The organism is Erythrobacter ramosus (genome assembly GCF_009828055.1).
Classification (GTDB): Bacteria; Pseudomonadota; Alphaproteobacteria; order Sphingomonadales; family Sphingomonadaceae; genus Erythrobacter; species Erythrobacter ramosus.
The window spans coordinates 47307-67994 of sequence record NZ_WTYB01000001.1; the positions used below are offsets into that span (position 1 = coordinate 47307).

Annotated in this window: 22 protein-coding genes; 10 read left to right on the plus strand and 12 right to left on the minus strand. The window is 65.4% G+C overall.

Annotated features, from left to right (window positions below; all coding sequences use genetic code 11):
* The first annotated feature begins 17 nt into the window (after window positions 1–17).
* On the plus strand, window positions 18–782 hold the full coding sequence (gene surE, locus GRI59_RS00235) for a 5'/3'-nucleotidase SurE (RefSeq protein WP_160760345.1): 765 nt from the start codon (window positions 18–20) through the stop codon (window positions 780–782).
* Window positions 782–1852: a potassium channel family protein gene (locus GRI59_RS00240; RefSeq protein ID WP_160759222.1), complete on the plus strand. Its 1071-nt coding sequence runs from the start codon at window positions 782–784 to the stop codon at window positions 1850–1852. The genes surE and GRI59_RS00240 overlap by 1 nt, the downstream gene beginning before the upstream one ends.
* A gap of 101 nt (window positions 1853–1953) precedes the next feature.
* Here GRI59_RS00240 and GRI59_RS00245 read toward each other — a convergent pair whose 3' ends face one another.
* The 4 genes from GRI59_RS00245 to GRI59_RS00260 all read right to left on the minus strand — a co-directional run bounded on the left by GRI59_RS00245 (window position 1954) and on the right by GRI59_RS00260 (window position 4720).
* Complete coding sequence (locus GRI59_RS00245; RefSeq protein ID WP_160759223.1) at window positions 1954–3297, minus strand: APC family permease; 1344 nt, start codon at window positions 3295–3297, stop codon at window positions 1954–1956.
* A 215-nt stretch (window positions 3298–3512) separates the two neighbouring features.
* Complete coding sequence (locus tag GRI59_RS00250; protein WP_160759224.1) at window positions 3513–3914, minus strand: DUF1761 domain-containing protein; 402 nt, start codon at window positions 3912–3914, stop codon at window positions 3513–3515.
* A complete protein-coding gene (locus GRI59_RS00255) occupies window positions 3911–4432 on the minus strand; it encodes a hypothetical protein (protein ID WP_160759225.1) in 522 nt (173 codons plus the stop codon). Before GRI59_RS00255 ends, GRI59_RS00250 begins: the two co-directional genes overlap by 4 nt.
* Window positions 4433–4480: 48 nt before the next feature.
* Window positions 4481–4720: a DUF6356 family protein gene (locus GRI59_RS00260; RefSeq protein WP_160759226.1), complete on the minus strand. Its 240-nt coding sequence runs from the start codon at window positions 4718–4720 to the stop codon at window positions 4481–4483.
* A gap of 96 nt (window positions 4721–4816) precedes the next feature.
* Here GRI59_RS00260 and rimO point away from each other — a divergent pair, with 96 nt between their 5' ends.
* Together rimO and GRI59_RS00270 are read left to right on the plus strand one after the other, a co-directional pair.
* On the plus strand, window positions 4817–6208 hold the full coding sequence (gene rimO, locus GRI59_RS00265) for a 30S ribosomal protein S12 methylthiotransferase RimO (RefSeq protein ID WP_160759227.1): 1392 nt from the start codon (window positions 4817–4819) through the stop codon (window positions 6206–6208).
* Between the two features lie 277 nt (window positions 6209–6485).
* The gene (locus GRI59_RS00270; protein ID WP_160759228.1) at window positions 6486–7319 is read left to right on the plus strand and encodes a L,D-transpeptidase family protein; all 834 of its coding nucleotides are present in this window, start codon (window positions 6486–6488) and stop codon (window positions 7317–7319) included.
* 159 nt (window positions 7320–7478) lie between these two features.
* Here GRI59_RS00270 and tilS read toward each other — a convergent pair whose 3' ends face one another.
* The 5 genes from tilS to GRI59_RS00295 form a co-directional block, all read right to left on the minus strand.
* Entirely contained in the window at window positions 7479–8483 is a 1005-nt protein-coding gene (gene tilS / locus GRI59_RS00275; RefSeq protein WP_160759229.1) for a tRNA lysidine(34) synthetase TilS, read from the minus strand.
* Window positions 8474–9472, minus strand: a complete 999-nt coding sequence (locus tag GRI59_RS00280; protein ID WP_160759230.1) for a tetratricopeptide repeat protein — start codon at window positions 9470–9472, stop codon at window positions 8474–8476. The genes tilS and GRI59_RS00280 overlap by 10 nt, the downstream gene beginning before the upstream one ends.
* A 126-nt stretch (window positions 9473–9598) precedes the next feature.
* Window positions 9599–10585: a helix-turn-helix domain-containing protein gene (locus GRI59_RS00285; protein WP_160759231.1), complete on the minus strand. Its 987-nt coding sequence runs from the start codon at window positions 10583–10585 to the stop codon at window positions 9599–9601.
* Window positions 10586–10735: 150 nt separating this feature from the next.
* On the minus strand, window positions 10736–13006 hold the full coding sequence (gene ptsP / locus GRI59_RS00290) for a phosphoenolpyruvate--protein phosphotransferase (protein WP_160759232.1): 2271 nt from the start codon (window positions 13004–13006) through the stop codon (window positions 10736–10738).
* Between the two features lie 95 nt (window positions 13007–13101).
* A complete protein-coding gene (locus GRI59_RS00295) occupies window positions 13102–13269 on the minus strand; it encodes a YdcH family protein (RefSeq protein WP_160759233.1) in 168 nt (55 codons plus the stop codon).
* Between the two features lie 307 nt (window positions 13270–13576).
* Here GRI59_RS00295 and GRI59_RS00300 point away from each other — a divergent pair, with 307 nt between their 5' ends.
* Window positions 13577–13786, plus strand: coding sequence for a DUF465 domain-containing protein (locus GRI59_RS00300; protein ID WP_160759234.1), 210 nt, complete (start codon window positions 13577–13579; stop codon window positions 13784–13786).
* 76 nt (window positions 13787–13862) lie between these two features.
* Here the strand turns inward: GRI59_RS00300 and GRI59_RS16025 are convergent, their stop codons facing one another.
* Window positions 13863–14234, minus strand: coding sequence for a DUF2513 domain-containing protein (locus GRI59_RS16025; protein ID WP_160759235.1), 372 nt, complete (start codon window positions 14232–14234; stop codon window positions 13863–13865).
* Window positions 14235–14525: 291 nt separating this feature from the next.
* On the opposite strand from GRI59_RS16025, the gene GRI59_RS00310 reads away from it, so the two are divergent.
* Window positions 14526–14987 (plus strand): DUF1465 family protein, encoded by a 462-nt coding sequence (locus GRI59_RS00310; RefSeq protein ID WP_160759236.1) that lies wholly within the window; start codon window positions 14526–14528, stop codon window positions 14985–14987.
* Here GRI59_RS00310 and glpK read toward each other — a convergent pair.
* Entirely contained in the window at window positions 14984–16456 is a 1473-nt protein-coding gene (glpK, locus tag GRI59_RS00315; protein ID WP_160759237.1) for a glycerol kinase GlpK, read from the minus strand. The genes GRI59_RS00310 and glpK overlap by 4 nt on opposite strands.
* A 56-nt stretch (window positions 16457–16512) precedes the next feature.
* On the opposite strand from glpK, the gene GRI59_RS00320 reads away from it, so the two are divergent.
* The 4 genes from GRI59_RS00320 to GRI59_RS00335 all read left to right on the plus strand — a co-directional run bounded on the left by GRI59_RS00320 (window position 16513) and on the right by GRI59_RS00335 (window position 19713).
* Window positions 16513–17391, plus strand: coding sequence for an MBL fold metallo-hydrolase (locus GRI59_RS00320; protein WP_160759238.1), 879 nt, complete (start codon window positions 16513–16515; stop codon window positions 17389–17391).
* A 65-nt stretch (window positions 17392–17456) separates the two neighbouring features.
* Window positions 17457–18227: a hypothetical protein gene (locus GRI59_RS00325; protein WP_237440624.1), complete on the plus strand. Its 771-nt coding sequence runs from the start codon at window positions 17457–17459 to the stop codon at window positions 18225–18227.
* 80 nt (window positions 18228–18307) lie between these two features.
* Window positions 18308–19309: a quinolinate synthase NadA gene (nadA, locus tag GRI59_RS00330; protein WP_160759239.1), complete on the plus strand. Its 1002-nt coding sequence runs from the start codon at window positions 18308–18310 to the stop codon at window positions 19307–19309.
* Between the two features lie 110 nt (window positions 19310–19419).
* A complete protein-coding gene (locus tag GRI59_RS00335) occupies window positions 19420–19713 on the plus strand; it encodes a GIY-YIG nuclease family protein (protein WP_160759240.1) in 294 nt (97 codons plus the stop codon).
* A 40-nt stretch (window positions 19714–19753) separates the two neighbouring features.
* Here the strand turns inward: GRI59_RS00335 and GRI59_RS00340 are convergent, their stop codons facing one another.
* A complete protein-coding gene (locus tag GRI59_RS00340) occupies window positions 19754–20656 on the minus strand; it encodes a DMT family transporter (RefSeq protein WP_160759241.1) in 903 nt (300 codons plus the stop codon).
* Between the last annotated feature and the right edge of the window lie 32 nt (window positions 20657–20688).

The following is a 20688-nucleotide window of genomic DNA, read 5'->3' on the forward strand; positions in this document are numbered from 1 at the left end:
AAGATTGGAGAAGATCTCTGAGAATCCTCCTCACCAATGACGACGGCATCCACGCCCCCGGCCTTAAGGTGCTGGAAGAAATCGCGCGCCAGTTCTCCGATGATATCTGGATCTGCGCCCCGTCCGAAGAACAGTCCGGCGCGGGCCATTCGCTCACGCTGACGCGGCCCGTGCGGCTGAACAAGCTGGACGAGCGGCGCTTTTCGGTGACCGGCACACCGACTGATTCTGTGATGATGGCGCTACGCACCGTCATGCCCGATGCGCCCGATATCATCCTTTCGGGCGTCAACCGCGGCGCGAACCTCGCGGACGACATCACCTATTCCGGCACCGTCTCCGCCGCGATCGAGGGCGCCTTGGCGGGCATCCGCTCGATTGCGTTCAGTCAGGTCTATGCCCGCGAAGGCATGGGCGATGACGTGCCGTTCGGCGCCGCGCGCGAGTGGGGCGCCAAGGTGCTCAGGCCCCTGATCGACGCACCGATGGCCGACCGCACGCTGATCAACGTCAACTTCCCGGCCCGCGCGCCCGAGGACGTGAAGGGCATCCGCGTCGTGCGCCAAGGCTTCCATGATTACGCCCGCGGCACCATCGTCGAAGGGCGCGATCCGCGCGGCTATCGCTATTTCTGGTTCGGGCTCGACCAGATCGAGCACACATTGGATCACGGCACCGACCTTGAAGCGATCGAGGACGGCTACATTGCGGTCACGCCCTTGCAGCTCGACCTGACGCACTATTCGACCATCGGCATTCTGGCCGAACGGTTCGGCGGCTGATGGCTGAGGCGCCCAGCCGCAATCCGTTCAAGCGCAAGGCGCTGCTGGCCGACCAGTTCCGGCCGCTCCGCCGTCAGGTTCGGATCCCGGTGTGGGGCGATCTCGGTATCCGCACGGGACTGGCCTTCGGGCTGATTGCGTTGGTGGTGGCCATCCACTGGTTCGACCGCGACGGGCTCAAGGACAATCACGACAACGTCATCAGTTTCCTCGACGTCGTCTATTTCACCATGATCAGCATCACCACCACGGGCTTTGGCGACATCGCCCCGATTTCCGACCGCGCGCGGCTGATCGAGGCGGTGATTGTCACCCCCGTTCGCATCGCGGTCCTGTTCATCTTCGTGGGCGCCGCCTACGATTTCGTCATCAAGCGCAGCTGGGAGAAGTTTCGCATGGCCCGCATCCAGGAACAGCTCACCGATCACGTGGTGGTGCTGGGCTTCGGCGTCTCCGGCTCGCAGAGCGTCGGCGAGCTGATCGAGCGCGGGGTCGATCCGCGCTGCATCGTGGTGATCGACCCGTCCGAAGAACGCCTGGCCGAAGCGGAGAAGCTCGGCGTCAACGTCATGGCCGCCGATGCCACCCGTGACGAGACGTTGAAGTCCGTCCGCATTGCCGAAGCGCAAAGCGTGCTGGTCAGCGCCGGGCGTGACGATACCTCGATCCTGATGGTGCTGACCGTGCGCCACCTCGCCCCCAAAGTGCCGATCAGCGTTGTGGTGCGCGCCGAGGATAATGAATTGCTCGCACGGCAGGCGGGCGCGAACAATGTCATCAATCCGGTGCGCTTTACCGGCCTGCTGCTGGCCGGCAGCGTCAAGGGCGCGCATATCGCCGATTACCTCGCCGATCTCGCGAGTGTTGGCGGGCGGGTGCAGCTGGTCGAGCGCGAGGTGACCGAGGCGGAATGCGGCAAGTCGATCAAGCAGCTGGAGAGCGGCGGCACGGGCCTGCGCGTCTACCGCAACGGTCGCGCGATCGGGTTCTGGGAAGACGAATGCCAGATGCTCCAGCCCGGCGACGTGGTGGTGGAAATCGTCCCCACCGCCGGGAGCGAGAGTGGTTGATTTCCTGATGGGGCCGCTTTGCCCATGTTTGAGAAAAAAGCTGCCGTTCGGCTGACGACCCTAATCGGACATCAGTGAGGGACTGTACGCCCCGACAATTGTCAGCCCCCAGGTGGAAGTTCAGTGATGGCCGCAGGCGCGCTTTTGCGAGTGTGCGCGAGCAGCAGATAACCAGCTGAAAGACCGGCAACCAGTACCAGTCCCACCAGCGAATAAAACGGGTCCTGCGCCACGAACACCGCGAGCAGGAGCAGATCGAACCCCAACACCAGATATCCGGTAAGTGGAAAGAACGGCATCGCAAAGGGACGCAGCATATCGGGCTCGGACCGGCGCAGCTTGATCGCGGCCAGTGCCACCAGCACGAACACGCCCTGCGCCAAGGCGACCGACGTCGCGATGAGCGCGATATAGGCATCTGACCACAGGAACGTCATGGAAGCGATGGTTGCGAGGCCTAAGGCTCGCAGCGGCGTGCCGCGCCCGGAAACATGCGCAAACCACTGCGGCAATATTCCCTCGCGGGCGGTTGCGAAGACTACGCGGCTTGAGGTCATCAGTCCGAGGTTGGTAATGGCCCCGACCGAGAATACCCCGAAGAGCGTGAACACCATGTCTCCGTTCGAGCCAAGCAAGCCCCGAGCCGCATCGGCTGCGGCGAAGTCCGAGCGCGCGAGCTCTGCCGGCGAGAGCGCATACAGCAACGCGAGATTGACCGCCAAGTAAAGCGCGGCAATTCCGAGGATGCCGCCGAACAGTGCGCGCGGGATGGCCCGTCCAGGATCGGCGATATCTTCGCCGTAATTCACCACGTCGCCCCACCCCGAGTACGCAGAGAAGATGACCAGCAGCGCTGCGCCGAAGCCGTACCATCCGGCGTTAACAGCTGGCAGTACGGTGTCGGATGAGGGAGCTCCGGGCTGAGCGAACAGCGCAATGACGAGAGCGATCAGCACCAGCCCTTTAAGACTGCTCAGCGCCACCTGGATTGCGCCGCTGACGCGGGTGCCAATAGCGTTGGAGACAAAGAACAGCACCAGCAGAATGGTCGCGACAGTTCCGGTGCCGAGTTCCATGCCCACTCCGAGGCGCGCGAGAAACTCCGCGGTGACGTAGGCCAGAAGTGCGACGGAAGACAGGTTCATCAGGACGAGCGTGAACGCGGTCACAACCACCATGCGCCGGCCGAATGCGCGTTCGGCAAAGGCGATCGGTCCGCCCGCTTGTGGGATCGCTGCGCCGAGTTCAGCATAGGGGAGTGCAGCAAGCATCGCGAGCGCGGCACCTACTACCCAAAGTCCGATCAAAACTGTCGGAGACCCACTGGACTGCGCGACGACCCCGGGCGAACGCAGAATTCCCTGCCCAACTACGCTGCCCACGACCGCGGCAAGCCCGAACGCGAGCCCGAGTACGCGCACCAAGTGGTCTGTTCGAGATTTCATTGTTGCTTCCCCCCGGAGCGCGGCCAGAGCGAAGTGTGCGCGGCTAGCTATGCATTAGCAAGCGATTGCGTCGCACGCGCCCGAATGCCAACCGGCACTGCTCCAACTCTTCTCGGTCGGCTCGTCAGAACCGCCATTCCAACGTCCACCCAGCGTCGGCCGTTCGCCTCCGCCGCGGCGTTCGCCAAAAGCGGCCATCCATCGCCTCAATGACCTCATCCCCGAAACCACACGAACACGCCGCCCATCGCCGCCATGCCGGTGAGGAAATGCCCGGCATCAATCAGGAAAAGCGCCAAGGGCTTGCGCTGATGCAGGTAGTTGATCCCGATTGCCGGGATCATCACGCCCACTGCAAAACCGACCGCCATCATCATCACCACAAAGGCAGGCGGATCGGTGCGGACCAGCAGGTGCCACAGCACCATCGCGATCAGCATCTCGAAAGCGAAGGTCAGCGCGAAGATCACGCCCATATTGCCGCTGCGCAGCTGCGTGTTCGAAAGCCCCGCCGCGCGCTGCCACGGCTTGGCGAAGATCACGCCGTACCACAGAGCGCCCACGGCAAAACACGCCGCCGATCCGGCCAGCACCGGCCATAGGGCAAAATCACTCATCTTTGATCTCCTTCGGCCTCAGGCCATTCGAGTTCCAGCGTCGCATTAACGGCAACGTCCCGCCAGTCGCTCAGAAAGGCATCAAGGGCGGCGCGGATGTCGCCCAGCTTGTCTGGCACACCGGCGGGCGGCGGCACTAGCGAGGTCGCCCAGGCCGGCTCCGCCATGGCCATGATTGCCGCGTCATCCGCCCCGCCACTCCAACTGGCGGCCTCGAAGCATTCGACCAGCCGCTCGGCCTGGATGAGTTCGACGATCTCCGGATCGGGCACGGCTGCGCGCGCGGCGCTGGCATGACCGCCTGCAAGGGCCATCGCCTGCACGGTTTCCGGCTCCATCCCGCGCGCAACCAGACCCCAGAAGCCAGCCTGCATCCCGAGGCCGCGCTCAACGAAGAAGTGGAAGGCATCGTGCGGATAGGGGCCCTTCTTGGTGAAGGCGAAGCGCGTGCGCGAACCGTCGGCCCGCGTTACCGCGACATGATCCTGCGTCGTCCCTTTGGTGATCGCGATGCGCATGGGGGGCCTGTAACCTAGTTCGCGGCCCGCGTGTAGGGCGCCCGCGCGCTAGATCACATAAGCGAATTCCTCGGCCTCAGGCGAAGGCTTCCGGCCGCGCATCTCGGCGTCGAGCTGTACGACGGTGCGGCTCGCGGTCTTGACGAACAGGCCCGGAACCACCGCGTGGACCATGCAAGCCAGCCCGCCGACCACCATGCGACAGCCGAAGCTGAGCGCCGTGCGGGCGTGCTGGCCATAGGTTTCGCCAATGGCGCGCGGGTGTTCGGTGAAGAGCTTGACGATCATGGCTCCCCAGATGCCCGAGGCGCGGCCCGGCGGTCAACCCCGCGTAGCGAGGATATTCTGGCGCAAAGCCCGTACACAGTGTAGGGGCGCGCCGCTATGTCCACCGCCCCCACCATCGCACCCACCGTTCTGGCCGACCAGAAGAAGATCGGCATGGTCAGCCTAGGCTGCCCCAAGGCGCTCGTCGATTCCGAGCGGATTCTCACCCGCCTGCGCGCCGATGGCTATGCCTTTGCCGAGGATTATGCGGGCGCAGACGTCGTGCTGGTCAACACCTGCGGCTTCCTCGATTCCGCCAAGGAAGAAAGCCTTGCCGCGATTGGAGAGGCCATCGCCGAAAACGGCCGTGTCATCGTGACCGGCTGCATGGGCGAGGAAGCCGACGCGATCCGCGCTGCCCACCCGCAGGTGCTCGCGATTACCGGGGCGCATCAGTACGAACAGGTGGTCGAGGCGGTCCATATCCATGCCCCGCCGAGCCAAGGCCCGTTCATCGACCTGATCCCGCAGCCGGACATCAAGCTCACCCCGCGCCATTACAGCTACCTCAAGATCTCCGAGGGCTGCAATCACTCCTGCGCCTTCTGCATCATCCCGGACCTGCGCGGCAAGCTGGCGAGCCGCCGGATCGATGCGTGCCTGCGCGAGGCAGAGAAGCTGGTCGCGGCGGGGACCAAGGAACTGCTCATCATCTCGCAGGACACCAGCGCCTATGGGGTCGATATCCGCCACGAGACCCGCCAGTGGAAGGGTCGCGATGTCCGCGCGCACATGACCGATCTGGCGCGCGAGCTGGGCGGCCTTCGCACGCCGGAAGGCCATGCGCCGTGGGTGCGGCTCCATTACGTCTACCCCTACCCCCATGTCGATCAGGTCATCCCGCTGATGGCCGACGGGCTGCTGACGCCCTATCTCGACATCCCCTTCCAGCACGCTAGCCCCAAAGTGCTGAAGCTGATGCGCCGCCCAGCGAACGAGGCCAAGGTGCTTGAACGGCTGAAGTCGTGGCGCGCCATCTGCCCCGATATCGCCATTCGCTCCTCCTTCGTGGTCGGCTTCCCGGGTGAGACCGAGGAGGACTTCCAGTACCTGCTCGACTGGCTGGAGGAAGCCCAGCTTGACCGCGTCGGCGCATTCCGGTTCGAGCCGGTCGAAGGCGCGGCGGCCAATGCCCTGCCCGATCAGGTGCCCGAAGCGATCAAGGAAGAACGCTACGCCCGGATCATGGAAGTGACCGAGCGCATCAGCGCCGCCAAGCTCACCGCCAAGATCGGCCGCACGCTGCCTGTGATCATCGACGAGATCGGCGAGCCCGACGAAGACGGCGATATCGGCGCGACCGGGCGATCCCAGGCCGATGCGCCCGAGATCGACGGGGCGGTGTATCTGCGCAACGTGCCGGAGACGCTGGCACCGGGCGACATCGTCGAAGCCACGATCGAGGATGCCGACGCGCACGACCTGTTCGGGGTGATCGCAGCGCGCTGAGTCGCAGCCCGCCTCCAGCAGGCCGGGGCCGGGTTGTTGGAGACACATGAGACACTGTCCAGGAACGCAAAATCCTCCCGCCCAAAAGGCACGCGCACGCGCAGGGTGATTGACCGGTTCAAACATCAGGCCTGCACCGTAGCGCGGCGTCGGCCAGTAGGAAATTCGTGCGGACGGGCCGAGGCGCCGTTAACCCCTCCCGCCGCGCCGTCCCCGCAAGGGACGCAAACCGGTTAGCCTCTGGCAAGCTAACGGCTGACAGGGCATAACCTGCCCCATGATCCGGATTCTCGCAGCCTCGCTTGTTCTTGTCGCAACCCCCTGTGTGGTGGCAGCGCAAACCACCGCCGGTCAAACCGGCGATGCCGCCGAGGCGGTTGCGGCCGAGGCGACCGGCACGTTCGAGCAGGTCGATCCCGATAGCGACTTGCCTTCGGCTGACGAAGCGGCAGCAGCCTATGCTGGCCTTCCGCCCCTTACGGCGGACGAGGCGCCCGCGATGGTGGCCGCGCCCGCACTCAAGCCCGAGCCTCCCCGCGGCCCGGCCGTGCGGATGATCGCCAATGAGGTCGCACAGCCGCTCCCCGCAGCAGCGCCCGCACCTGCGCCCGCGCCCGCGCTCACTCCGGCGGCTCTCACCCGCAATGATCCTTTCGTCATCAAGTCGATCCTGCCGATCGAAGGCAGCATCCGCTATGGCGACTGGTTCTGGGATGAAAGCGCCGCGCCGCGCACGGGCAAGCTGGTCATCACTGTCGATCTCGAAGCTCGGGTCATCAGCGCCTTTCGTGACGGGCACGAAATCGGCACCGCCGTGGTGCTGGTCGGCACGCAGGATCACCCCACCCCGCTCGGCAGTTTCCCGATCCTGACCAAGGAGAAGGATAACGTCTCGGAGAAGTACAACAACGCCCCGATGCCGCACACGCTGCGCCTGACTTGGGACGGGATCGCGATCCACGGCTCGCCGGTGATGAACGGCTATGCCAGCCACGGCTGCATCGGCGTGCCGGACGAATTCGCCGCCAAGCTGTTCGCCGCCGCCAAGCGCGGGGACAAAGTGATCATCACGCGCGGCAAGATGATCGGGATTGGCGACAAGGTAATGTGATCGAAAAGGTCCCTCCCTGCTCCGCAGGGACGGGGGGAGTCGAGTTCCACCCGCCATGCCATCTGTCTCCCCGCCCCGGACCTGATCCGGGGCCCCGCTTTTTCTCGAGCACCCGATAGGCAGCTGGACCCCGGGTCAAGCCCGGGGCGGGGGATGTTTTCAATTTACAATGCCCCGCGCAGGCTCCGGCCGGAACCGCCAGACGCGCATGGGGACGCCGACCTTTTCCACCCGCTCTACCCCCGGCACTGCCAACACTCCGCCCAATGAGGCGTTCTCGCCTGCCCAAAGCCGATCCCATGCCCGCGCCGCCTCGGCGCGGGTGGCATGGCCGCCGAGCGCGGCGATGATCTTGCAGATCGTCTCGATCGCGATGACGCGCGGGACATTGGCGCAGTAGGTGTAGCCCAGCCCGCCCGGCGCGGCGTCATCGCGCATCACCATTTCGTGCCAGTCGAGTTCCGCATACCATTCGAGCGCCTGCCAGCCTTCAGCCAGATGCGCGGCGCTGGTCGCCAGCGCGACCGGATCGAGCCAGTCCGCCTCGGCCAGTTGTGCGCGCAAGCGGGCGCGGTCGAAGGCGGGATTGGTGTTGGAGGGGTCAGCGGCAGGCGTGATCCCGGCGGCGGCAACCATCGCGGCCAGCTCTGCCTTGCGCCAGCTTAGCAGCGGGCGCAGCAGGGTGATCTCACTCTCCGCGATGGTTGAGCGGGCGCGCACCCCTGCCAGCCCTGCCAGCCCGCTCCCCCGGTTGAGGCGCATCAGCAAGGTCTCGGCCTGATCATCGGCGTGATGCGCCGTGGCAACCGCGCCCAGTCCCTTGTCCTTCGCCCACCTCGCCAAAGCCGCGTAGCGCACGGCGCGGGCCTGCGCCTGAAGGTTACCGGGGGCGAGCGTGACGGCAAGCTGCGTGAAGGGAATGCCGCGCTCCCCCGCGATCCGTTCAACCAGCGCGACTTCGCCTGCAGCCTCGGGCCGCAAGCCGTGATCGATGCTGCACACTGCGATCTCACCCGGCAGGGCTTCGTGCGCGAGCAGCAGCAGCGCCAGACTATCCGGCCCGCCCGAAACTGCGAGGCCCAGCGGGCCGCTACGCGTGTCCTCAGGCCACAGCGCTGCCAGATCGGCAGCGAAGCGCCGAGGCGCTTTGGCGCTTAGCTGCACTTCACCTTGGCGAGGCTGTTCCTGTATTCATCAGCCAAGCGACCGGTCGCGACCAGCGGATAGGTCTCACCAAATTCGGCGAGCGCGATGCAGGCCTTGCGGGTGTCATTCTTCGCGATCATCGCCTTGCCGAGATAGAGCAGGCTGTCCGGCGCGCGGTCGCCCGCCTTGTTGGCCTGATAGTTCCTGAGGAACCAGCGCGCGGCTTCATCCGGCAGATTGTCGTCGAGGAACGCGCGGCCCAGCAGGTTGCGGCCAAAGCTGATGCGCGGATGGCTGGGATATTGTTCGACAAACTTGGTGAGCTGCTGGCGCGCTTCGGGGAAGAACCCGGCGCTCCACAGGCGGAACCCGTAGGAGTATTCATCATCCCCGGCGTCTTCCGTTTGCGGCTTCGTGATCGCCTGCACGGCAGCGAGGCGCGAAGCGCTCGGCGCGGCGACGCTGGCTGCGGGCGCAGGCGTCGGCGCGGTCTGCACCGGCGGGCGCACGGCGGGGAGAGTGGTGGAAGGCGCACTGGTTGGGGCAGGCTGAAACGCCGGGAGCGTGGCGGCAGACGGCGGCGTGGTGGTGATCGGCATATTGGCCGCCGTCTCCAGCGCGGCGAGCCGCAGTTCCATCTGTGAGAGCGCGTTAGCCTGTTCCTCAGAACGGGCGGTCAACCCGCGCAGCTGCGTCTCCAGCGTGTCGAGCCGCACGAGGATATCGGTCACCGCCGTGCTGGACGGGGCAGCGGTGGAAGACGTCGTCGTCGGCGCGGCCGGATCGCCACCGGGGCCGATCTGCGGTTCAAAGAAACGACCATCCCCGCCGGGGAAGACCTTGCGCTGAAGCGCACGCACTTCGGCCTCGATCTTGCGGATGCGGGCGTCCGCCGTGCTGTCCTGCGCCAAGGCGGGCGCAGGCGCGGTCACCACCGTGGCGGTGCCAGCGGCAAGCAGCATCGCACCGGCAAGGCGCAGAGCGGGGGTTCGCAGGATGGGGGTCATGGCGCGTCAGGCTCCCTGTCTATGGCCGCGCATCTTGGCGCGGCGCACATGAACGTGTTCCGAATCCCTGCCTTGTGCGGGCTCTCAAGTCGAGAGCGGCACAGGGCCTAATCAACGGGAAAAGGGTTAACCGCGCGGTGAAGGCGCCGATTCGCCCGCTGGCGCGGGATTGCTGGCGGCGGCGGGACCGGTTTGCCGCGCTGCCGCAGCTTCTGCCGTCGGCGCTGACGGGTTGGCTGTCGCAGTGCGCTGCGTGGTGGTGGGTCGGGACGGAGCGGGCGAGCGCGCTTGCGGCAAGGCAGCGGCCTGATCCGCCGGAGCTGCCACGCGCGCCAGCAGCGCTGCGGCCGAAACCTGCACGCCCGAGATCGTCTCGGGCCGGTCGGAAATCTTGGCGACCGCTTGCCCGCCAACTGTCACCGACAGCGCATCGGGACGTCCGGTGTTGATTCGGGGATCGGTAGCCGCAGCCGGAACCGTGACCGCCTCGCCCTGCTTGAGCGTGCGTTCGAGCAGTCGCTCCCCGCCTTCTTCATACAGCCGCACCCAGACGCCATCCTCCAGCGCGGTCAGCACCACCGGGCCGCTCGTAGCGGGGGTTGGGGATACGGCAGGCTTGGCCGCAACTGCTGCGGCGCTGGCCGCAGGCTCGGGGGAAAGCAGCGAGCCAGGCTCAGTCCCGGCGGCGAAATAGGTGTTGAAGAAAGCGAAGGCGCCGATGGCCAGCACCAGCACCGCAGCCGCCGCAGCCCAGGCGAGCCCTGACGAGGGCAAGCGCGCCGGATCGCCCGGCTCCATGTCGCCCGACGGGACCGAGCGCCGCATCGATCCATCGGCGAGCTCTGCCCGCACGGCATCGGTGATGACCGCAGGATCCAGCCCGACTGCCTTGGCGAAAGTGCGCGAAAAGCCGATCGCATAGGCGCGGCTGGGCAGGCTTCCGAAATTGTCGTCTTCGATCGCTTCGAGATGGCGCAGCGGGATGCGGGTTTCGGCAGCGACCTGCGAAAGGTCGAGCCGCAAGGCCTCCCGCGCCGCGCGCAAGGTTGCGCCCGGCCCGTGAAGGGGCAATTCCGGCGCATTACTGGCGCTGGTGTGATTTTCGCTGTCCATGACCCGGGTCCGCGCCTTCTTCTCGAGGCGTTGAGTGTAAGAGTGTTGGTGAATTGTCCTTGAACGGGACTCACCCGCTCAGGGGTGTCCTGTCAAGCAGCGCCATAACACGCCAGCGCGCATGGCGCACGCTTCTCCGCAAGGCGGGTGTCAATCGTACTCGATATCGCGCGCATCGGCCCAGGCCGACAATTCTTTGCGCAGGTTCAGCGAAGGATCGGCGAGCCAGCCGGTCATCGCTGCGGTCAGCTCGGCAAGATCGACCTTGCGCACCAATTCCTTGATCGGGCCGACGGCGGCAGGCGTGATCGAAAGCCGGCGATAGCCGATGCCCAACAAGGCCAGCGCTTCCAACCGACGCCCGCCCATTTCACCGCACACGCCGATATCGACCGCGCTGCCGACAGCGTTCTGCATCACCCGCCGCAGGAACCGGAGGATCGAGGTGCTGAGCCAGTCATACCGCTCGGCCAGCTTGGGGTTGGCCCGGTCGGCGGCGAACAGGAACTGGGTGAGATCGTTGGTGCCGATCGACAGGAAGCTCAGCTTGGGCAGCAGCAGATCGAGCACTTCGGCAAGCGCGGGCACTTCGAGCATCGCGCCGAACAGGATCCGTTCGGGCAGCAGCTTCTTCTGGGCGCGCAGGTAGATCAGCTGTTCATCGAACACGGCCTTGGCCGCATCAAACTCCCACGGTTCGCTGACCATCGGGAACATCACATAGAGCGAGCGTCCGCCCGCCGCCTCGAGCAGCGCGCGCGCCTGAATTTTCATCAGGCCTTCGCGTTCCAGCGCAAGGCGCAGCGCGCGCCAGCCCATCGCGGGGTTTTCATCCTGCGCGGCAATCTCGGATGCGAGATAGGGCACCGACTTGTCACCGCCGATATCGACCGTACGGAAGATCACCGGCTTGTCACCCGCCGCATCCAGCACATCGCGGTAAAGCCGCAACTGACGTTCCCGCTGCGGCAGGGTGGCGGAGACGAGGAACTGGAATTCGGTGCGGAACAGGCCGACGCCGTCCGCGCCGGTCATCGCCAGCGCGCTCATGTCATCGCGCAGGCCAGCGTTCATCATCACCTGAATGCGGGTGCCGCAGCGGGTGAAGGGCTCCACGTCGCGCAAGCTCGCATAGGCCGCCTGCTTTTCGCGGCTCTTGGCGAACCGCGCCTGAAACGCATCGGCAACCTGCGGCAGCGGGCGGATGATGGCATTGCCGACCGTGGCATCAAGCAGGATTTCATCGCCTTCGCGGATCGTGCCGCGCACCGCTTTGGTGCGGCCGATCACCGGCACGTTCATCGCCCGCGCCACGATCACCACATGCGCGGTGAGCGAGCCTTCTTCGAGGATTACGCCCTTCAGCCGCCGCTTGTCATATTCGAGCAGTTCTGCCGGGCCGAGATTGCGCGCGATCAGGATCGTGTCGCGCCGTAGCCCTTGCGAAGCTGCGGTGCCCACCTGCCCTGCGACGATCCGCAACAGCCGGTTCGCCAAATCCTCCAGATCGTGCATCCGGTCGGCGAGCAGCGCATCGTCGATCTCGCGCATCCGCATCCGGGTGTGCTGCTGCACACGCTCGATTGCGGCTTCGGCGGTCAACCCGCTGTCGATGGCTTCGTTGATGCGCCGCGACCATCCTTCGTCGTAGGCAAACATCTTGTAGGTTTCGAGCACCTCCTCATGCTCGCCACCCGCGCCGAATTCGGCCTGGCTGGCGAGCGTGTCGATCTGCTCGCGCATCTTGTCGAAGGCGCGGTACACCCGCTGACGCTCGGCCTCGGTATCCTCGGCCATGACCTGCGTGATCTCAACGCGCGGCTGGTGATAGACCGCATGGCCAGCGCCCAGCCCCTTCACCAGCGTCAGGCCGGTCAAGGTCTGCGGCCCGGTCTGCTCCTGCGTCAGCCCGCGCGCCTCTTCTTCGTCGACCAGTTCGGCGTTGGCGATCAGCTCGCTCAGCACCATCGCCGTGGTCTGGAGCGCTTCGATCTCGACCTCTTCGTAGCGGCGCGGCTCGACATGCTGGACGCACAGAACGCCCACCGCACGGGCGCGGTAGACGATCGGGACACCGGCAAAGGAGTGGAACTTCTCCTCGCCCGTTTCGGGGCGGTACTGGAAATCGGGATGGGCCTTGGCCTCGGCCAGGTTCAACGTCTCGACCTTTTGCGCAATCGCGCCGGTCAGCCCTTCGCCGATGGCCATACGGGTGACGTGCACCGCGCTCTGGTTGAGGCCGCGGGTCGCGAACAGCTCCAGCATGCCTTCGCGCAAAAGGTAGATCGAGCAGACCTCGCTCGACAGGCATTCGCCGATGATCTCGACCACCTGATCAAGCTTGGCCTGCGCGTGCAACCGCGAGGCCATCACCTCGGTCAGGCGGGTCAGGATCTGGCGAGCGGCGGCTGCGGCGGTCATCACCGTGCAGGTCTATTCATTCCGCACGACAAATGCAAAAGCCCAGATTGCAGCACACCGCCCGTCAGGGGCGTCAGGTGGACAATCCGTGCCGCTCAGCAGGCGGCAATTTCTTCCTTCAATCGCAATTTCTGCTTCTTGAGGGCCTGGATCATCGCGGTGTCGGGCACGGGCCGGGCCATTTCATCGCGCAACCGGGCTTCAAGGCCGGCATGCTTGCTCTGAAGGGCGTGGAGGTGTGACAACACTGCGGTCGATGCCATTATGCGTTCTCCTATCCAAGCGGGGGGATGCCCCCGGAAAGGCGACTCGGCAAACGAAGCGGCCGAGCCGCAGGTTTCATTGAAACCACAGGCAGCCTAGCTTGCAAAGCCCTGACACATCGTAAATCGGTGCACCTGCCCGTGCGCGCGACGAACTGCGCAGACGGGCAGCGCAGACGGATCGCGCCAAAGCGGGGTGAAATCTGCACCTGCCATCTACCAAATCGCCGCAGGAACGCGTAGCGCACGCCGTGCATTGGGCGCAGGCAGACATGCCGGCGGCAAAGTGGAAGGATCAGGGGCGAACATGACCGAGCAGGAGCTCAGGAAAAATCTTGAGTTGCTCAAGACCGAGCATCGCGACCTCGACGCCGCGATTGCCGCCTTGACCGAGGCGGCACGGGTCAGTGCATCAGCCGACATGCTCCAGATCGCCCGCCTCAAGAAGCGCAAGCTGCGGCTGAGGGACCAGATCGCGATTATCGAGGATACGCTGCTGCCCGATATCATCGCGTAGTTGTTTGCGGCTACATTTGGTGTAGCGGGACAACGCCTTCTGGTGTTTTTGATAAGAGCTTCTGGAGCACCTCAACCTATCCGAGGGCGAGGCCGATCTCCGCAGCCTTTTGCCTGATAGCCCCTTTCGCGAGCTCGCCCATTAGGCCAATTGACCAGCTACCCAGCTGACCGGCCCCGCTCTTGGTCTTCTCCCAAATCTTCCCATCGCGAATGGTCTCAAGGAACTCGTGCCCATCCCACGTTAGAGTAAGGCCGGAAAACACGACCGCAGAGCCATGGGAGCGGCTGAATGGTTGCCTGAGCAACCCAGCTTCCACCAAGAGGTGGGTGTGACCCTTTACAAGCTCCGGATCACGCCCGTCGATCAAGACCGCATCCCTCAGGTGCATTGGCGCAGCTTCAACAGCGAGAAGGATGTCTCGCACCAGATCCATATCTCTCTTCATGGCCCCGAGATTATCAGCTCCCGCGCCGGAGTCACCTTACCGTTTGCGCGATAGCTGAGAGAAGCCTCCTCCATCTCGAACCCCGCGAAGAGCTCGCGCACCTCTGGTCGGCCGTTCAGCGACAGAATGAAACGATCCTGATGCCCTCCTGAGAGGCATCAGAACGACAAACCAACCATAGTTAATGGGCCAGCAATTCTGTGCCCTGCCGGGACGGATCCAAAAATTGCTTGGAAAGTAACCATAGCGATATGGCGGTGAGGCGCGCGGCGACGTAGCTTGCGGCGCAATATGGCTCGTACCACCAACCTTTCGCGCCCGATCGTCGAGGCGCTCTACACCGAAGCGCTCGTTCTGGCGGATGACGTGCGGGCGGTGTTTGCCGCCGGCACGCGCGAGCCGCTGGCAGGCGAGGACGCCTTCGTGCGGCTCGCGCTTTCGACCGAGGGGCTGAAGACCACCACCCGGATGATGCATGTGCTGGCATGGCTCTTGAACCAGCGCGCGCTGTTTCAGGGGGAACTCAGCGAAAATCAGGTGCGCCTGCACGGTGCGCTGCCGCCGGATCGCGGCTCGGACGAAAAGCAGTTGGCGCTGCTCGAGCCGGAAACCCGCGAGCTGATCGCCGACACTGAAAAGCTGCACCAGCGCATCGCGCGGCTCGACGAAGCGTGGCGCCAGCATTTCGAAATGGCCTCGCCGGTGCGAGCCTTTCAGGATCGGATTGGACGGGAACTCGGGCGCTTCGGCTAAGCCGCGCTCAGCGCCTTTCGCCACCGCCCCAGCCGTGCATCGCGCACGTCGGCGTCCATCTGCGGCTCGAACGTCACCAACCGCCCGCGCATGGCCTGCGCCGCTGCGCCCAGATCGGGGTACATCCCCACCCCGCACGCCGCCAGCATCGCTGCCCCCAAGGCGGTCGTCTCGACAAAGCCGGGCCGCTCGACCGTGATGCCGAGCATGTCGGCCAAATCCTGCGCCATCCAGTCATTCGCCGCCATGCCGCCGTCGATCCTGAGCGTGTGCCACGGTGCGCCATCCTTGGTGAAGGCGGCGCACAGATCATGCGTCTGATGCGCCATCGCCTCCAGCGCGGCGCGCGCCAACTCGGCCTTGCCGCTGGAGAAACTGAGCCCCGCGATCACCCCGCGCGCTTCGGCCTGCCAATGCGGCGCGCCCAGCCCTGACAGCGCGGGCACGATCACCACCCCGCCGCTATCCGGGATCGAGCGGGCGAGCGCCTCGGTCTCCTCCGCCACCTGCACAATGCCGAGCGAATCCCGCAGCCATTGGACCAGACTGCCTGCCACGAACACCGAGCCTTCGATGGCATAGGTGCGCTGCCCTTCAAGCTGGGTCAGTACCGTGCCGAGCAAGCGGTTGGTCGAGCGCGGGATGCGGCGCCCCTGACAGGTCAGCACAAATGCGCCGGTGCCATAGGTCGCCTTGGTCTGGCCGGGCGCAAGGCACGCTTGCCCGATGGTCGCCGCCTGCTGATCGCCCGCGAGGCCCGTGATCGGGATGGCCCGGCCCAGCAACCTGGGATCAGTCATGGCGAGCAGCCCGGCCATATCGACCACGCCTGGCAGCGCGGCCAGTGGCACGCCGAACAGATCGCACAGCCCTTCGTCGAATTGCGCATCCTCCAGCCCCATCAGCAAGGTGCGGCTGGCGTTGCTGGCATCGGTGATATGCGCCGCCCCGCCGGTCAGCTTGTAGGTCAGCCAGCTTTCGACCGTGCCGAACGCCAGCGTGCCTGCGTCCGCCGCCGCGCGCACGTCCGGCACATTATCGAGCATCCAGCGCATCTTGGTGCCCGAGAAATAGGGGTCGAGCAGCAGGCCGGTACGTTCTTGTACGCCAGCCTCATGGCCCGCCTCGCGCAGTTCAGCGCAGAACGGCTCGGTGCGGCGGTCCTGCCAGACAATCGCGTTGGTCAGCGGCTCGCCGGTGCTGCGGTCCCACGCCACCACGGTTTCGCGCTGGTTGGTGATGCCGATGGCGGCAATGCTCGCCGCGCCGCCTGCCTTGGGGATCACTTCCAGCGCGCAGGCCAGCGTCTTGTCCCAGATCTCGCGCGGATCATGCTCGACCCAGCCGCTCTGCGGGTAATGCTGCTCAAGCGGCGCCTGCGCCGAGGCTACCAGCACACCGTCACTCGCAAACAAGATCGCGCGGGTGGAGGTGGTGCCTTCGTCAAGGACGAGGATGTAATCAGCCATGGGGTATTCCTCTCTCCGACGTGACATCTGCCACGGCGCTCGCCATATGCAAGGCCATGGTCACGATCCCTCCCCAGCCCTGGCCCACCGGGCTTGCCGAAGCGGTCGAGCCGCTGGTGCTGCGCGTGCTGGCGCCCAATCCCTCACCCTACACCTTTACCGGCACGCAGACCTATGTCGTCGGCGATCCGCGAGGGCCGGATTGCGCGGTGATCGATCCCGGCCCGAACGAGCCTGAACATATCGCCGCGATCATCGCCGCTGCGGCGGGGCGCACAATCCTCGCGATCATGTGCACCCACACCCACCGCGATCACTCGCCTGCCGCCGCGCCGCTAGCGGAGCTGACCGGCGCGCCGATTGTCGGCTGCGCGCCGCTGGTGCTCCAAGTGGATGGCCCGCGCTCGGACGAAGCCTTCGATCCGACCTATGCGCCCGACCGCGTGCTGGTGGACGGCGAAGGGATGCGCGGCACCGGCTGGACGCTTACCGCCGTCGCGACGCCGGGCCACACCTCGAACCACCTGTGCTTCGCTTTGGAGGAGAGCGGCGCGCTATTCACCGGCGATCACGTAATGGGCTGGTCGACCAGCGTCGTGATCCCGCCTGATGGCGACATGGGCGATTACATGGCGAGCCTGGAAAAGCTGATGGCGCGCGATGACGTGCGCTACCACTCGGCCCATGGTGCAGCGATTGAAAAACCGCGCCAGCTGGTACGCGGCATGATCGGCCACCGCCGCCAGCGTGAAGCGCAGATCCTGCGTCTGCTGGGCGAGACAGCGCGGCCCGTCAGCGGCTTCATCCCCGATATGTACAAGGGCCTCGACCCGCGCCTGATCCCGGCCGCCGAGATGAGCGTGACCGCGCATCTGATCGATCTGGAAAAGCGCGGCGCGGTGCGGCGCGACGGCGAGGTCTGGCGGGTCGTGTAAAGCGCGCTTGCACCGTCTGCCATTTTGGTGTTCCTCTACGTCGGGGCGCGAAATTGGGGGGCGGGATGGCCACTTTGGCACAACGCGGCGCGGCGACAGAAGGCACGCGCTTTTATACCATCATGGCATTCGTCATGGCGCTGGTGATCGTGGCGGGCTTCTCGCTCAATCTGGCGATGGGGCGATCAAGCTTTGCGCTGCCGGCCGCGTTCCATGTCCACGGCATGATCTTCATGGGCTGGCTCGGGCTGTATCTCGCGCAGGCCGTGACCATCGCGAGCGGCAACCGCGGGTTGCACCGCCAGCTGGGCAAGCTCGCCTATGTTTTCATCCCGGCGATGGTGGCGGCAGGGGCGATGATCATTGTCGTTTCGATCCGCGAGACGGGTGGGCCGTTCTTCTTCGCGCAGAACGAGTTTTTCATCAGCAATCTGGCGGGGCTGCTGGTGTTCGGCGGGCTCGCGCTCGGGGCGCTCAGGGTGCGGCGTTACACCGGCTGGCACCGGCGGCTGATGCTGGTGGCGATGAGCGCGCTGACCGGGCCGGGCCTCGGGCGGCTGCTGCCGATGCCGCTGCTGATCCCCTATGCCTGGCCGATCGCGGTTTCGGCGAGCTTTGTGTTCGGCGCGGTCGCGATGCTGGTCGATTGGCGGACCAATGGCCGGGTGCATCCGGCCTATTGGTGGGGCATGGGGATCAATGTCGGCGGCTTCCTCGCCTCGATGGCTCTGGCCTATTCGCCGATCGGCCACGCCATCACCGAAGCAGTGATCGCCGGCACGCCGGGGGCCGAGCGGCCGATGGGGCCGTTCCTGCCGCCGGGCTTCACGATGTAGGGCGGGTGCCCAAGCTTTTCGCTCGAAAATCGGGGGCGAGCCCCTATATCGGCGGTTCCTGAGATAACGGGGACTGACCGATGAGCCTGCTGACCCGCAACCCCACCGGCACCGATCTGCTGGCCGAGATCAACCGTTTGCGCAAAGAGCGCAACGGGGTGATCCTCGCGCATTATTATCAGACGCCCGACATTCAGGACATTGCCGACTTCGTGGGGGACAGCCTCGAATTGTCGCGCAAAGCGGCGGCGACCGATGCCGACGTGATCGCGTTCTGCGGGGTCAAGTTCATGGCCGACACCGCCAAGATCCTCTCGCCGCAGAAGACGGTGATCCTGCCCGACATGGACGCCGGGTGCAGCCTTGAGGACTCCTGCCCGCCCGAGAAATTCCGCGCGTTCCGCGAAGCCCACCCCGATCACATCGCGCTGACTTACATCAACTGCTCGACCGAGGTGAAGGCGCTCTCGGACGTGATCGTCACCAGCTCCAGCGCCGAGACGATCCTCGCCCAGATCCCGCCCGAGCAGAAGATCATCTTCGGCCCCGACCGGCACCTCGGCGGCTACCTCAGCCGCAAGTTCAACCGCGAAATGCTGCTGTGGCCGGGCGTGTGCATCGTCCACGAGGCGTTCTCGGAAACCGAACTGCTCAAGCTGAAAGAGCAATATCCCGGCGCGCCGATTGCCGCGCACCCGGAATGCCCGCCGACGATCATCGATCACGCGGACTATGTCGGCTCGACCAGCGGCATCCTAGCCTTCGCCAAGGACTTTGAAGGCGACACCCTGATCGTCGCGACCGAGCCGCACATCATCCACCAGATGGAAAAGGCGCTGCCGAACAAGCACTTCATCGGTGCGCCCGGTGCGGACGGAAACTGCTCGTGCAACATTTGCCCCTACATGGCGCTGAACACGATGGAGAAGCTGTATGTGGCGCTCCGCGATTTGCAGCCGCAGATCGTGATTGAGGAAGGCATCCGCCTGAAGGCCAAGCGCAGCCTCGACCGGATGCTGGAGATGGCAAGCGGGACTGTGGGCATGGGGGATTTGGGCAAGGTACATTTCAGCGGGGATTGAAGCTCTGCGACGGCTCTAGGTGCCAGCTTTCGCTGGCATGACGTACTATTCTAACTTCGTCACCCCAGCGAAAGCTGGGGCCTAGGGCGGAATTATGCTAAGCCTCTGAAATGGAACGCGGTGGCTACGTCTATATCATGACGAACAGGCGCTATGGCGTGCTCTACACCGGCGTAACCAGCGACCTACCCGCCCGCATCACGCAACACCGCGAAGGCAAGGGCGGCACGTTCACATCGCGCTACAAATGCACGCGGCTCGTTTATGTCGATCACTACCCGACCATCGAAAACGCCATCGCCCGCGAAAAGGCGATCAAGGCCTGGAAGCGCAGCTGGAAGATCGAAGCGATCGAGAGGCAGAACCCGACTTGGGATGACCTCTTCCTCACGCTCAACGCTTGATTGCCCTAGGCCCCAGCTTTCGCTGGGGTGACGAGGGAGGCTAGGTGGCCCTCGCCCTGCTCACCGCCAAAGCAGCCCCCACCAGCACCATCCCCACAATATCCAGCGGCGACAGCACTTCGCCGAACGCCAGCCAGCCGTAGATTGAGGCGACCGCGGGCTGAGTCAGCAGCGCCAGTCCCACCACCAGCGGCGGGAAGTATTTCAGCGCGAACACCATCAGCCCCTGCCCCACCAACTGGCTGAGCACGAACAGCCCCACCACCGGCCCCCAAGCCTGCGGCCACACCGGCTCGCCCAGCGCCAAGGCTATCGCCAGCAGCACCGGGCAGCCGAACAGGCTCACCCATACCAGCAGGCTCCACGATCCGAACTGCCCACGCGCACCCTGCAAGGTCAGCAGGTACACTGCGTAAAGCAGCCCCGCCGCCACGCTGAACAGGTCGCCGATCAGGGTTTCGTTCGAAATCTCGAGGCTGCGGCCCATCAGGATCGCCGCGCCCGCCAAGGCAAAAACAATCGCCAGCCACTCCAGCCGACCGGGCAGCGTGCGCGCGACGAGGAAGCCCCAGAACAGCAGGACAATCGACCCGGCATTGCCGAACAGCGTCGCATTGCCCAGTCGCGTCATGCCGATCCCGATGTGCCAGCTGGCGAGATCGAGCGCGAAAGTCACCGCCCCCAGCGCCACCAGCGCGAGCGTTGTCGCGGGCATCCCCGTCAGCCGCTGGCCATTCGTCCGCGCCAGCAGCACCAGAAATGGCAACGCCAGAAACAGCCGCCAGAACCCGGCGGCTACCGGCCCGGTATCCGCCAAACGCACGAACCACGGCCCGATTGCCAGCGCCACGTTGCCGCCAAACAGCGCGAGCAGCAGCAGCCACGCCGCCGGGCGCGGCGGTTCACCGACAAGTTCTACTTGGGGGCGCTCCTCAATTTCCATGCTTGCGCCCTAGCCCTGCGCCCCCCAATTGG

What these genes read in the sequence shown, in the direction of transcription:
- GRI59_RS00270 (WP_160759228.1), top strand. Translation starts at nt 6,486, where the DNA reads ATGATCCGGATTCTCGCAGCCTCGCTTGTTCTTGTCGCAACCCCCTGT.
- GRI59_RS00245 (WP_160759223.1), bottom strand. Translation starts at nt 3,297, where the DNA reads ATGAAATCTCGAACAGACCACTTGGTGCGCGTACTCGGGCTCGCGTTC.
- GRI59_RS00280 (WP_160759230.1), bottom strand. Translation starts at nt 9,472, where the DNA reads ATGACCCCCATCCTGCGAACCCCCGCTCTGCGCCTTGCCGGTGCGATG.
- nadA (WP_160759239.1), top strand. Translation starts at nt 18,308, where the DNA reads ATGAGCCTGCTGACCCGCAACCCCACCGGCACCGATCTGCTGGCCGAG.
- GRI59_RS00335 (WP_160759240.1), top strand. Translation starts at nt 19,420, where the DNA reads ATGGAACGCGGTGGCTACGTCTATATCATGACGAACAGGCGCTATGGC.
- GRI59_RS00300 (WP_160759234.1), top strand. Translation starts at nt 13,577, where the DNA reads ATGACCGAGCAGGAGCTCAGGAAAAATCTTGAGTTGCTCAAGACCGAG.
- GRI59_RS00260 (WP_160759226.1), bottom strand. Translation starts at nt 4,720, where the DNA reads ATGATCGTCAAGCTCTTCACCGAACACCCGCGCGCCATTGGCGAAACC.
- GRI59_RS00250 (WP_160759224.1), bottom strand. Translation starts at nt 3,914, where the DNA reads ATGAGTGATTTTGCCCTATGGCCGGTGCTGGCCGGATCGGCGGCGTGT.
- GRI59_RS00325 (WP_237440624.1), top strand. Translation starts at nt 17,457, where the DNA reads ATGGCCACTTTGGCACAACGCGGCGCGGCGACAGAAGGCACGCGCTTT.
- GRI59_RS00240 (WP_160759222.1), top strand. Translation starts at nt 782, where the DNA reads ATGGCTGAGGCGCCCAGCCGCAATCCGTTCAAGCGCAAGGCGCTGCTG.
- GRI59_RS00285 (WP_160759231.1), bottom strand. Translation starts at nt 10,585, where the DNA reads ATGGACAGCGAAAATCACACCAGCGCCAGTAATGCGCCGGAATTGCCC.
- GRI59_RS00340 (WP_160759241.1), bottom strand. Translation starts at nt 20,656, where the DNA reads ATGGAAATTGAGGAGCGCCCCCAAGTAGAACTTGTCGGTGAACCGCCG.
- GRI59_RS00255 (WP_160759225.1), bottom strand. Translation starts at nt 4,432, where the DNA reads ATGCGCATCGCGATCACCAAAGGGACGACGCAGGATCATGTCGCGGTA.
- GRI59_RS16025 (WP_160759235.1), bottom strand. Translation starts at nt 14,234, where the DNA reads ATGAAGAGAGATATGGATCTGGTGCGAGACATCCTTCTCGCTGTTGAA.
- rimO (WP_160759227.1), top strand. Translation starts at nt 4,817, where the DNA reads ATGTCCACCGCCCCCACCATCGCACCCACCGTTCTGGCCGACCAGAAG.
- ptsP (WP_160759232.1), bottom strand. Translation starts at nt 13,006, where the DNA reads ATGACCGCCGCAGCCGCCGCTCGCCAGATCCTGACCCGCCTGACCGAG.
- glpK (WP_160759237.1), bottom strand. Translation starts at nt 16,456, where the DNA reads ATGGCTGATTACATCCTCGTCCTTGACGAAGGCACCACCTCCACCCGC.
- GRI59_RS00320 (WP_160759238.1), top strand. Translation starts at nt 16,513, where the DNA reads ATGGTCACGATCCCTCCCCAGCCCTGGCCCACCGGGCTTGCCGAAGCG.
- GRI59_RS00295 (WP_160759233.1), bottom strand. Translation starts at nt 13,269, where the DNA reads ATGGCATCGACCGCAGTGTTGTCACACCTCCACGCCCTTCAGAGCAAG.
- GRI59_RS00310 (WP_160759236.1), top strand. Translation starts at nt 14,526, where the DNA reads ATGGCTCGTACCACCAACCTTTCGCGCCCGATCGTCGAGGCGCTCTAC.